Annotated in this window: 12 protein-coding genes; 7 read left to right on the top strand and 5 right to left on the bottom strand. The window is 41.5% G+C overall.

The genetic code is table 11. From position 1 onward, the window contains the following. Positions 1-65 precede the first annotated feature (65 nt). From GNE10_RS23455 to fabI, 3 genes are all read right to left on the bottom strand, one after another. Entirely contained in the window at positions 66-1,055 is a 990-nt protein-coding gene (locus GNE10_RS23455) for an ABC transporter ATP-binding protein (protein ID WP_185567219.1), read from the bottom strand. A 236-nt stretch (positions 1,056-1,291) separates the two neighbouring features. Then, positions 1,292-1,933: an imidazoleglycerol-phosphate dehydratase HisB gene (hisB, locus tag GNE10_RS23450; RefSeq protein ID WP_185567218.1), complete on the bottom strand. Its 642-nt coding sequence runs from the start codon at positions 1,931-1,933 to the stop codon at positions 1,292-1,294. An 89-nt stretch (positions 1,934-2,022) separates the two neighbouring features. After that, entirely contained in the window at positions 2,023-2,799 is a 777-nt protein-coding gene (fabI, locus tag GNE10_RS23445; RefSeq protein WP_185567217.1) for an enoyl-ACP reductase FabI, read from the bottom strand. A 379-nt stretch (positions 2,800-3,178) separates the two neighbouring features. Between fabI and ntcA the strand changes: the two genes are divergently transcribed. The 3 genes from ntcA (at position 3,179) to ruvX (ending at position 6,333) form a co-directional block, all read left to right on the top strand. Continuing rightward, positions 3,179-3,850, top strand: a complete 672-nt coding sequence (gene ntcA, locus GNE10_RS23440; RefSeq protein WP_010998529.1) for a global nitrogen regulator NtcA — start codon at positions 3,179-3,181, stop codon at positions 3,848-3,850. Between the two features lie 166 nt (positions 3,851-4,016). Next, positions 4,017-5,507, top strand: a complete 1,491-nt coding sequence (locus GNE10_RS23435; RefSeq protein ID WP_185567216.1) for a DUF3084 domain-containing protein — start codon at positions 4,017-4,019, stop codon at positions 5,505-5,507. A gap of 373 nt (positions 5,508-5,880) precedes the next feature. Continuing rightward, positions 5,881-6,333, top strand: a complete 453-nt coding sequence (gene ruvX, locus GNE10_RS23430; RefSeq protein ID WP_185567215.1) for a Holliday junction resolvase RuvX — start codon at positions 5,881-5,883, stop codon at positions 6,331-6,333. 45 nt (positions 6,334-6,378) lie between these two features. On the opposite strand, the gene GNE10_RS23425 is transcribed toward ruvX, so the two are convergent. Then, positions 6,379-6,642, bottom strand: a complete 264-nt coding sequence (locus GNE10_RS23425) for a DUF3146 family protein (RefSeq protein WP_096537001.1) — start codon at positions 6,640-6,642, stop codon at positions 6,379-6,381. A 247-nt stretch (positions 6,643-6,889) separates the two neighbouring features. Here GNE10_RS23425 and GNE10_RS23420 point away from each other — a divergent pair, with 247 nt between their 5' ends. After that, positions 6,890-7,756 (top strand): aldo/keto reductase, encoded by an 867-nt coding sequence (locus GNE10_RS23420; RefSeq protein WP_185567220.1) that lies wholly within the window; start codon positions 6,890-6,892, stop codon positions 7,754-7,756. Positions 7,757-7,912: 156 nt separating this feature from the next. On the opposite strand, the gene GNE10_RS23415 is transcribed toward GNE10_RS23420, so the two are convergent. Continuing rightward, positions 7,913-9,445, bottom strand: a complete 1,533-nt coding sequence (locus tag GNE10_RS23415) for an IS5 family transposase (RefSeq protein WP_260447015.1) — start codon at positions 9,443-9,445, stop codon at positions 7,913-7,915. 427 nt (positions 9,446-9,872) lie between these two features. Between GNE10_RS23415 and GNE10_RS23410 the strand changes: the two genes are divergently transcribed. From GNE10_RS23410 to GNE10_RS23400, 3 genes are all read left to right on the top strand, one after another. Continuing rightward, positions 9,873-10,709, top strand: a complete 837-nt coding sequence (locus GNE10_RS23410) for an EndoU domain-containing protein (protein ID WP_185567214.1) — start codon at positions 9,873-9,875, stop codon at positions 10,707-10,709. Positions 10,710-10,732: 23 nt separating this feature from the next. Next, positions 10,733-11,293 carry a GNAT family N-acetyltransferase gene (locus GNE10_RS23405; RefSeq protein ID WP_185567213.1) on the top strand — a complete coding sequence of 187 codons (561 nt, stop codon included), beginning with the start codon at positions 10,733-10,735 and terminating at the stop codon, positions 11,291-11,293. A 217-nt stretch (positions 11,294-11,510) separates the two neighbouring features. Then, positions 11,511-12,206 (top strand): TrkA family potassium uptake protein, encoded by a 696-nt coding sequence (locus GNE10_RS23400; protein WP_099067726.1) that lies wholly within the window; start codon positions 11,511-11,513, stop codon positions 12,204-12,206. The last annotated feature ends 154 nt before the right edge of the window (positions 12,207-12,360 follow it).

The following is a 12,360-nucleotide window of genomic DNA, read 5'->3' as shown; positions in this document are numbered from 1 at the left end:
ACCCTCCCCTTGGCAAGGGGAGGGTGCGCGTTAGCGCGGGTGGGGTCTTTGTATGCGTCTTCATATTAAATTGGTATTAGTGAATGATTTTTTGTTTGGATTTGTTGAATAAAAAGCTCTTCTAAGGACTGACGACACAAGTTCATGGCAATAATTTTACCTTCCATGAGACGAAGACTAGCTAGAAAATCATAGTAGTCATCATGTAGTGTACCTTGCCAGGAACCATCAGGTTCAAATCTCAAAGCAGGTAGCCATTTTTTGAGAATTTCCGAGTCACCACCTTGACCTTTGACATGGTATGTGTTGTCACTACCCAAAAGTTCATTCAGGGAACCAGAGCAAATTAATTCACCTTGAGCGAGTATGGCAATGCGATCGCAAATTTGTTCTACTTCGCTGAGAATATGGCTGTTGAAAAAAATCGTCTTGCCGGCGGCTTTGAGAGCCAAAATAATTTCCCGCATTTGGTAGCGTCCTACAGGATCGAGGCCAGACATCGGTTCATCTAAAAAAACTAATTCTGGCTCGTTAATTAGCGCCTGTGCCATACCAACACGCTGTAACATACCTTTGGAGTAGCGGCGCAGCAATTTTTTGCGGGCATCGGCTTGGGATAAACCCACTAATTCTAGCAATTGGGGAATGCGTCGGCGTTGTATGCCCTCAGGAATTTGGAATAGCCCAGCTGCTAGCTGCAAAAACTCCCAGCCAGTTAAATAATCATACAAATAAGGATTTTCAGGTAAATAGCCGATGTATTGCTTAACGTTGCGATCGCCTATTGGCTGACCTAACAATAGTCCCTGTCCACCAGTGGGACGAATAATCCCTAACAATAGTTTTAAAAGGGTAGTTTTACCAGCGCCGTTGGGCCCTAACAGTCCAAAGGTTTCGCCTTGATAAACTTTTAAAGAACAGCTTTTTAAAGATACGACTTTTTGATTTAGCCAAAAACCAGTACGGTAAACTTTTCGCAACTCAGAAGTTAGGACTACTGGCAGAGTGTTTGTCCTATTGAGTTGAGAATCAGGGTCATCTGCAACAGACTTCATCTCGGTTTAATCAACAATTAGCAACTTGGTATCTATTACAAGTTACCCAACAGGGTGATAATAATCACCACTGAGTTTGATAATTATCGCAAACAGAGTGAGTGCTATTAGCGGTATTGGGGTGTTTAGCCCTTGCTGAATCAAAAGTGAGGAGTTATCATTGTTCCTTTGCTTCCCTGCCACTGTGCCCCCGTCCCGCCTTAGGTTTCCTGGGATAAACTTATCCCTGGAGGCTCTTACAAAACGCCTTTAGAACTAGGAATCAAGCCAGCACGACGAGGGTCAATTTCTACTGCTAAGCGTGTCGCCCTTGCAAAGGCCTTAAATGTCGCCTCAATAATGTGATGAGAATTAACGCCATCCAGTTGCCGAATGTGTAGTGTCATTTGGCTGTGGTTTGCTAACGCTACAAAGAATTCGCGCACCAGCTGGGTGTCATAAGTTCCTACACGCTGGGTAGGAATTTGTAAACCGTAGCTGAGGTGAGGGCGTCCTGAAAAGTCCAGCACCACCTGAACTAAAGCTTCGTCTAAAGGTGCTAGGAAATTACCAAAACGAGCAATGCCTTTCCTATCGCCTAATGCTTGGTTAAAAGCTTGTCCTAAGGTGATACCTACATCTTCGTTGGTATGGTGGTCATCAATTTCCCAGTCTCCTTTGGCTTGGATATCTAAGTCAATCAACCCGTGTGAGGCTATTTGATGCAACATATGATCCAAAAACGGAATACCTGTTGCTGCGGTACATTTTCCTGTTCCATCAAGGTTGATGGTGACTTGCACATCAGTTTCCCCTGTGGTGCGATGAACAGTGGCAATCCGAGGGGTTTTAGTTAACTGGTCGTAGTTTGAATTGACTTGGCGATTGGTTGTTTGCATAGGGAAGAGTTAGAAATTAGGAGTTAGGAGTCAGGAGTTAGGAGTTAAAAATTCATAACTCATAACTCATAACTCATAACTTTATCGCGTCACATTCCCATAATTTCATATCCTGCATCTACATACAGAACTTGTCCGGTGATGCCGCTGGACAAATCACTGCATAAAAAAGCCGCAGTGTTGCCGACTTCTAGCTGAGTAACAGTCCGCCGTAGGGGAGCTACTTCCTCGACATGATGGATCATATCTAAGATTCCGCCCACTGCTGAAGATGCTAAAGTGCGGATGGGGCCTGCGGAGATGGCATTGACGCGGATATTTTGCGGCCCTAGTTCAGCAGCCAGGTAACGCACGCTCATTTCTAATGCCGCTTTGGCAACTCCCATGACGTTATAGTTAGGAATTACCTTCACACCTCCTAAATATGTCAAGGTGACAATACTACCACCCTCACTCATCAAGGGTTTAGCTGCATTGCTTAACTGTACTAAAGAATAAGTACTAATCTCTAAAGCAGTTTTGAAGCCAGAACGAGAGGTTTGGCTAAAACCTCCCGTCAAATCTTCTTTGTTGGCAAAGGCAAGACAATGAATCAGGATGTCTAGCTTTCCCCACTTATCCCGTACTGTCTCAAAGGTAGATTGAATTTGTTCCTCGTTTTGGACATTACAGGGAAGAAATAAGCTGGGGTTGAGGGGTTGGACTAGTTCGGCTACTTTTGTCTCCATTTTGCCGCGTTCATCTGGCAGGTAGGTAATTCCCAGATTAGCTCCTGCTTTGTGCAGCTGTTGGGCAATGCCCCAGGCAATGGAGCGGTTGTTGGCAATACCTGTAACCAAGGCATTTTTTCCAGTCAGATTCAGCATAGAAATTGTTAATGGGATCGATCATTAGGAGCATACTAGAATCCGAGGCTAGTTTGTCTTTGTTTTACACGGGATTTGCAAAAATGAATATTGGTAAGGGTGTTTGCTATCAGCAAATTCTTGATTCTTTCTAAAGATATTCTCAAGTTCTCTTTATTCGTTCTTCAAAAAAGCTTTTTAATACCACTACTCGGAACAGTTTATCAACAATTTATAGCTGAAGAGATCGACAATTATGTATCATTATAAACAGTGACTTAACAAACAATTAGTTGGAGTATAGGAAAGTACAGAAAGGTTGACGGTGCTTTATTGAATTTTCAGGTGTATTCTTAGGTAATTAGTTTTTGTTTTTCCGGCATTGGGTAGGGGAAGGGAGATGATCGTGACACAAGATAAAGCCCTAGCAAATGTTTTTCGTCAGATGGCGACCGGGGCGTTTCCGCCAGTTGTGGAAACGTTTGAACGCAATAAAACGATCTTTTTTCCTGGCGATCCTGCCGAACGAGTTTATTTTCTTTTAAAAGGTGCTGTTAAACTTTCCAGGGTGTATGAGGCAGGAGAGGAAATAACGGTAGCACTGCTGCGAGAAAATAGTGTTTTTGGTGTATTGTCATTGCTGACAGGAAATAAATCGGATAGGTTTTACCATGCGGTTGCATTTACCCCTGTGGAATTACTGTCGGCACCAATCGAACAAGTAGAGCAAGCACTCAAGGAAAATCCAGAATTATCAATGTTAATGCTGCGGGGTCTGTCTTCGCGAATTTTACAGACAGAGATGATGATTGAAACTCTTGCTCACCGAGATATGGGTTCCAGGTTAGTGAGTTTTTTATTAATTCTTTGTCGTGATTTTGGAGTTCCTTGTGCTGATGGCATCACAATTGATTTGAAGTTGTCTCATCAAGCGATCGCTGAGGCAATTGGTTCGACTCGTGTTACAGTTACAAGGCTACTAGGGGATTTGCGTGAAAAAAAGATGATTTCTATCCACAAGAAGAAGATTACTGTGCATAAACCCGTTACTTTAAGTCGGCAGTTCACATAAAACAATTGGAAAAAGCGGAGTCGGCACGTGTCGTATTTTCAAGATCGCACTAATAGCTCAAGGAAAATCTAAAATTGACTAATCTCAGCTATTGCCAACCTCCACTTCTCCACAGACAATGGTCAAAAGTAGTAGGCTGTATCTGGAAGGATTTCGGTAGCTAAACATGACCACCGGATACATCCTCATCGCAGCAATTTTAATTCTGGGAGGCGTAATTGCAACCGTGGGCGATCGCATCGGCACACGAGTTGGCAAAGCCCGCCTCTCACTCTTTAACCTTCGTCCAAAAAACACCGCAGTACTAGTAACGATTTTTACTGGGGGTTTGATTTCAGCATCAACCTTAGGAATTTTATTTGCTGCTGATGATAAATTGCGGCAGGGAGTTTTTGAGTTAGAGGATATTCAAACAGACCTCAGGCAAAAGCGGGAACAGCTAAAAACCGCAGAAACCCAGAAAAGTCAGGTAGAAAGCGAGTTAAATCAAGCAAGAATCGCCCAAGCCAAAGCCCAACAAGAGTTGCAAGCAATTAATCAGTCTTTGCAGGCGGCCAATGCCAAGCAAAGGGAAACCCAAGCCCAACTCAACCGCACCATTCAGCAGCAAGCCCAAACCCAAACTCAACTCCAGCGCACTCAAGGGCAGTTAGATCGAGTTGTCAGTCAGTACCAAAAAGCCATAGCCGAACTGCAAAGCGTTTACAATCAGCGACAGGAACTACAGGCAGCAGTTGAACTACTAAAGACAGAACGTCAACGACTGTATGCGGAAGCGAAAAAAGCAATTGACGAAGCCAAAACAGCTATCGAAAAACGCGATCGCGAACTTGCCAACCGCCAAGAAGGGATAGAAGCACGCGATCGCAAAATTGCCCAACTCGACCAGTTAATTCAAAAGCGTAATTCAGAAATTACAGCTAGAGAACAAGTAATTGCCAAACGGGAATCTCGCCTCAAAGAATTGGAAACACAACAACAGCAACTAGAACAGGAAGTTGCAAGGCTGGAAAAATATTATCAGTCTTACCAAGACCTGCGTTTGGGTAAACTGGCTTTAGTTCGCGGTCAAGTTCTAGCGGCTGCTGTAATTCGCGTTACCCAGGTGGCTGCGGCTCGTCAAGCGGTGGTACAACTTTTACAACAAGCTAATCGCAACGCCAACCTGGAATTAAGTGAGCCTGGTGGAAATTCTCCAAATGTAGAGCTGGTGCGCGTAACTCAGGAAAGAGTCGAGCAATTGAGCAAGCAAATTGAGGATGGTCGCGAATACGTAGTGCGAATTTTTTCCGCAGGTAATTACGTTAGAGGAGAAAAGCAAATAGAAATTTTTGCCGACATAGCCAGGAATGAACTCGTTTTCTCTGGAGGTGCCCAATTAGCCACAACCACCGCTGACCCCAAAAACATGACATCCTATCAGTTGCAGCAACGATTGGAAATACTAATTTCTGCTTCCCAATTTCGCGCCCGTAACGCCGGAATAGTGGAAAATGTACAAGTGGATGGTACTTTTTTGCGTTTTGTTGCCCAATTAAGAAAGTACAATCAACCATTGGAAATAAAAGCCATCGCCGCAGAAGACACTTATACAGCCGGGCCTTTGAGAGTGAAATTAGTAGCAGTAGTCAACGGACAAATTATTTTTAGTACTTAAACAACAAGTCAGGAGTCAGAATTCAGAATTCAGAATTCAGAATTCAGGAGTTAGAAGTCAGAATACAATTAATGGGAGATGAACCAATACGGTTCGGATAAGCAATATGAAGTCCCCTTGTGGTCTGGGAAGAGGTTAAGGGGTAAGGGGATTTGGATGTATTTGAAGCCTTTCCCCTTTTCCCTTTCCCCTTTCCCCTTTAACCGAACCGTATTGGAGATGAGCGCGGAAAGTCACGACTCGGCAGCTTACGCCCTAGACGCTTGGAGGTTAGTTTGCCGCAGCCAGCATAACTTTCCTACACAGACTCGCCACTGCCACTAATTTATTCTGATTCCTGAATTCTGAGTTCTGAATTCTTTTTTTATTACTTATGACTTTCCGTGAATTTTCACCGACACAGCCAGTGATTTTGGGTTTCGATCCAGGTCGAGATAAATGTGGTTTAGCAGTGATGGGGCTGGATCGGCAACTATATTATCATCAAGTGGTGTTAGCAAAAGAGGCGATCGCTACCATTGAGACACTGCGTCAGCAATTCCCCATCTCCTTGATGGTGATGGGCAACCAAACAACAGCCAATCAGTGGAAACAGCAATTGTATCAAGAATTATCAGAACCCCTGAACATTATTTTAGTGGATGAGCGCTACACAACCTTAGAAGCACGCGATCGCTATTGGCAAATGTATCCGCCCAAAGGGCTAATAAAGCTACTACCACAAGGTATGCGACAGCCTCCAAGACCCATAGATGACATTGTTGCCATTCTGCTAATCGAAAGATACTTAAATCGCCTCACGGAATCAGCCAATTTTAGATTTTGAATTTTGGATTCAATCTAAAATCTAAAATCCAAAATTGAATAACTCCTAAATTTCCGCCCGAATTGTAAAAGCATAGTCTCCTCCAGGCTCTAGTTGATAATCTTGTTTCTCCAAAAATCGACCGAGGGGTTCTTTGATTAAGGCGCGACCTTGGGAGGGCTTGACGGCAAGTTCTCCCCTACGAAAATGCCACTGGAAATGCCATTCAAATTCACCTGCACTCACTTCACCCTCTAGGAAGCCGTGTTGCCAGGATTGGCGGGTAATTTTGACATGGGCAATGGTTTCTGGCAGACGTTTGGCACTCACAATGCTTTATGTCAAGTGTGGAATAACTAGCCAATTTATGTAGGCTACTTATTTTATTTACCAAACATAGCTTAAATAGACAAACTGACAAAATAAGTATTTGTAATTGAGGAGGTTATATTAATCAGCCGAAAGACTTGAGGGTAGGAATCGCCAAGTATAAGTAAATGGGAGGATTTGCGATCGATAGCTAAAAAATCTTTAACTCAGTGCTTCATAATTGGGTCAGAAAGCTATGACTAGAAGCATGGAAACCAAACAGTTAGGAAAAACAGGTATTTTTGTCAGTGCCATCGGTTTGGGTGGTATGCCGATGTCAATTTATAATCGCCCTCCCGAATCAGAATCGATCGCAGTTATTCATCGTGCCTTAGATCTGGGTATTACGTTCATTGACACTGCCGACTCTTATTGTAAAGACGAATCAGATAAGCATCACAACGAACGGTTAATTCACAAAGCACTTACCAGTTACCAAGGCGATATCAGCCAGGTAATTGTCGCAACTAAAGGCGGCTTGATGCGTCCCGATGGTAATTGGACGCGCAACGGAAACCCAGAACACTTGCGTCAAACAATTAAAGTCAGCTTTGAGGCTTTGGGCGGCGCTAAACCCATCGATGTTTGGCAATATCATTCCCCAGATAATAATTACACCATCGAAGAATCTCTTACACCAGTCAAAGAAGCAGTAGAAGCAGGTTTAATTCGGTTCGTGGGAGTTTCTAACTTTTCCGTTGAACAAATTAAGCGGGCGCAGGATGTGGTGGATATTGTTTCAGTGCAGAATCAATATAGCCCTTGGGAACGACAGCCAGAAATTGATGGCGTGTTGGAGTATTGCGAACAGCAAGGATTGACTTTTTTACCCTGGAGTCCATTTGGCGGTAGGCGTCGTCATCAAAACTTAGAAGATATTCCAGCGATCGCTCAGTTGGCTAAAGAAAAAGGCGTATCAGTATACAATATCGTTCTGGCATGGTTACGTTCCAAGTCGCCTGTTATTTTACCAATTCCTGGAGCTAGCAAAATTTCCAGCATTGAAGACTCAGCACTAGCTATCAATGTGCAACTATCTGATGAAGATGTCCGAAAAATTGATCGGGCAACATAAGAATTCAGATGTCAAAATTCATATTCAGTTGCAATCAAAGATTGTAATTTGGGCTAGGAATAGGAAGATGGGGAGATGACTGTTGACTGTTGACTGTTGACTGTTAACAGTTAACAGTTAACATTGCTAAATACTAAGTAGGGCTTGCTGAAAAAGTCATTCCAAGGCAAGAGAAAAATTGACTCCGTAGTCAGGAAGAGCAAAGATAAGTTTTTGTTGTCTGCAATCAAACGGGACATCACTTTTGCTAATAAAAGCAGTGAAAAAAGATGTAATGTTGAAAAATTGGCATAAAAATCCCCAAAAAAGCCGTGAAAGAAGGGTAGAAAGATTCATGACTAAAAAAGTAATAGCAATAGCAGTGACAGAGGTATGAGGAAGTTTAGCCATGACTCTACCCAAGCTAAATCTTCGTTTAGCTTGTCCGAATTTCCCCTCAATAGAGATACGAATTAGCTCATCTTCTCTTGCTTGTTTCTTTTTTTCAGGGCTGACATTTTTAGGTGGTCTCCCTAAAGGTGGCCCACTAATTCTAATTCCTCTTTCTTGACACCAAGAGCGGTTGTCTCTAGTGCGATAAATTTGATCAACATGAACTGATTGAGGATAATATCCGGTGTAGTTTTTGTAGGCTTCTACTTGTGATTTTAAGTCGCCTGATTCGTTAAAATTATCCCAACTAATATGGTCTAAAAATACATAGCCATCATAGCAACTAGCTGAAAGCTTTGCCCCAAACTCTACTTTTTTTCCAGCTTTACCACGGACTATCGGACGAATGTGTGGTAGATTTAAACTGACAATACGGTCTTCTATACTAATTTTTTTATTTTCATATAACCAAAGTTGTTGACGATAAATTTCTGCTACTACCAGTAACTTCTTATATTGCCTATTACTCAGGTTGAAGAGTGACGCACCTAACTCCATTAGCTGCTGAATGTGAGCTAAATTTCTTTTGATATATTGCAGTTGCCGTTTAATGCCTTTCCTTCTTTCTTTAATGGTCGGCTTTCGTTTTTTGGCTACCGATAAGTAATTCTTTCTAGCTATATTTCTATAGGTTCTTGGTTTTTGAATACTCTTTAACAAGAGGGAGTTATATAAAATATCTATAATTGTTTCTGTATGCTTTCTGGCTTGATTTAATAATTCTAAGTCTGTGGGATAACTGATATCCGCTGGCGCACAACTCGCATCTAATATTAATTTTCCCCGATTGGTCGGCTCATTTTTTAAATCCTCGGTTTCTGACTTTTTTTCTTTTACTTCTTCCTCTTTTTTTTCTAATCCCTGCTTGACAATTTCTCGATTCAGTTTGTTAACTAAATTTATATCTATTCTTTCTCTAAAGTGAACTAACATTGACGCATCAAATGGGGCATTATTACTATAGCAAGACATTCCTATAAAGTATTGCAGATAGGGATTCTCCCTAATTTGCTCTACTGTCTCTCTATCACTTATTCCTAGTTTTTCTTTAATTATTAATGCCCCTAATGCCATCCTAAATGTTTTGGCTGGCGCGCCCATTTCTGCTGAAAATATTGCTGCGTACTCTGTTTCAAATTCTGACCAAGGTATCAGGTTCGCCATGATTACCCATCGGTTATCTGAAGCCAGTTTTCCCCCAAAGGGTAGTTCAAAGTCTTCTGCTGCTGTTTCTTGCTTTTGCGCTTTTCGATACATATCAACGCAACTTGCTACAAGGGTTTTTACTTACTTTATCCTTTTTCCTTGCACTTTATTCTCTTTTATCCCCCCAAATCTCTTTATTTATCTAGGTTTTTTGTTTATTCTGCAAGCCCTAAGTAGGTAGCCATGATTAAATATAAGATGTCATTGCTTCGCTTCACTTGCAATGACAGAAGTATTCTATTTATAGAACTCATATTTGATTTGGTGAAAAAACTCAGTACACCCCTAAATTACTTTTTTCCTGTTAAGAGTTCCCTTACTACACAAATATGTTCATTAATCAAATCGGATTCCTATATTCAAGTCTATCTACTTATATCACCCGATTTATTAAAAAAAACGGTTTTTTTATCAAGTAAGCTATCTAGAGAATTAAACTTGGCATGGAACTATTATCGAAGTAGTTAAACTAGAATTTATGCAGCCAAGTTATGTAACCAATAAGTTCAAGCAGATGGTGAAAATGTTTACTCTTTTACTACTGCTTTCGCCATTGTCTTCGCAAAATCTGGTGAACGCACAACCACAGGAAAACACCAAACTTCTGCCATTTTTTGATAATATCAATAACCCGGTTTCTGTTGGTTTTCCCGCAAGACAACAAGTAGATATTACACCACCACCACCACAGCTAAATTCCTTTGACCAAGCTGTCTTAAAAGTTTGTGGCCCCATTGGTACGAAAGTGAGTACTAATAGTTTTAAACAATTGTTATCTTCTTATCCAGATGTGTTACAGAAAATTCAACAAGCTAGCGGCGGTGAACTACGTACCGGACGTAGTAATAAAGCAGAATTTCTAGAGGATTTAACTAATATTTGGTTCCAGCGCCAGGGGTTTGAACATATATTTTGTGGCGAAATCTATAATGCCAATGATATTGGCGGGTTGCATTTTTATGGTAGGTATTTAGAACTACAAAACCAAGGCATAGCAGGACGCCTACCGAATAATCAAAGACGAGAGGAAGTTGTTCCTGGGGTGATTTATACAATGGGTGTGGTAATTAAACAAAAAAATCGTACAGTCACAGATGTGATTAAAGGCTATGGCTATCTTAGCAATGCTGAAGAAATACTTTTAGATACCACCAAAATCTTTAAACTCCAAGGAAACAATGAAGGAGCGTGTATTTATAATGTACGCGATCGCGAAACTGGTAAGTCCTTTTCTAATGTTTTTGTCCGGAAAGAAAAAGCCATCATTACCTATTATCCGGATGCTACTCCTTCTGGTGCAAAATGTAAAAATTGAATTGCGAATTGGAAACTGAATATATGATAATAGAAACAAATCGTTTGCTAATGCGTGAATTTATAGAAGCAGATTGGCAAGCGGTTTTTACTTATCAATCGAATCCCCTATACTTGCTTTATTCACACTGGACGCATCGTACACAGAACGATGTTTGTCAGTTTGTGCAGATGTTTATTAATCAGCAAAAAGAAGAACCCAGGACAAAGTTTCAGTTAGCTGTTGTTGTTAAACAAGAAAATATATTGATTGGCAATTGTGGTATTCGTATCAATAACTCTGAATTACGAGAAGCAAACATTGGCTACGAAATCAATCCTCATTATTGGGGACAAGGTTATGCAACAGAAGCCGCACAGGCAATTGTAAAGTTTGGTTTTGAAGAATTAAAAATGCATCGTCTTTGGTCGTGGTGTGTTGCAGAAAATATTGCTTCCTTGAGAGTTTTAGAAAAAATTGGGATGCATCGTGAAACTCATCTACGAGAAAAAGAGTTAATCAAAGGTAGATGGTATGACAATTTTATTTACGCCATTTTAGAAAACGAGTGGAAAACATCATCAATGCGTGACATAAATTGGTAAGGGACATGACACGGAGAAGTTTGGCACTTCCAACTCAAAAAATATTCTAGGACTTACGCCGAATAACATCCTCTCCAAACCCTTGATTTTTCATCATTGCGTAAGGTAAGTAGCATATTGCATCGCTCTGAAGCCAGGAGATACTGGAGAACAGTCAACAGTCAACAGTTAACTAATAATTGTTAAAGTAAAAACTCAAAGACTATTAGGAATATTCATGTACGTATTAATTGGTGGAGCTGGTTTAGTGGGGTTAAATTTAGCCCAGAAACTCCTAGAACTGGGGCATACTGTTGCTGTTATTGATGTCGATCCTACGGCTTGTCGCTATGCCCGCGAACAAGTTGGGGCAATGGCTTTTGAAGGAAGTGCTGTGAGTACAGAAGTATTGTTAGAAGCTGGGATTCGCAAAGCTAGCTCTTTGGCTGCTGTGCTACGCAGTGATGCCTTAAACTTAGCGATGGTAACTCTTGCTAAACATTATGGCGTTCCTCATATTTTAAGTCGGATGCGTCACTCTGATTTTGGTGAACCCCTGCGTCTGGCTGGAGCAAACCACATCATCAGTACTGTAGAACTATCTGTTTCCACAATGGTAAATGCCATCGAGTTTCCACAAGTAGAATCGATGATGCATTTTGAGCAAGGACAGATTGAGGTACTAAAACTTTCTATCCCCAATAACTGCTATGTTGTTGGTCGTAGCGTTGCTGAAATTGCTCAGGATTCAAGGTTTCCCACTGGCTCGCTAATTATTGGCTATCAACCTCATCCCCACGATAATTTGATGATTCCTAATGGCAGTACAGTACTACAACCTAATTCAACTGTGCTGATTGTAACTAAACCAGGATGTCTACACCAAGTTATCGATTTTATAGAAGGCTGTAATGACATACCAGAGAAAAAGTAGCTTGGTATGGGATTTATGGGTATGGGGCTTTCTAGGAAGTGTGGGAGGTGTGGGAGGTGTGGGAGGTGTGGGAGGTGTGGGAGGTGTGGGAGGTGGGGGAGGGGGGGGAGGATGGGGAGTGGACGGAGCGGACGATGAGGAAGAAGAGAGAGGG

Origin of the sequence: Nostoc sp. 2RC (genome assembly GCF_014222165.1) — a bacterium.
In the GTDB taxonomy this organism is placed as follows: domain Bacteria; phylum Cyanobacteriota; class Cyanobacteriia; order Cyanobacteriales; family Nostocaceae; genus Nostoc; species Nostoc linckia.
This window is presented reverse-complemented; position numbering and strand designations above follow the sequence as displayed.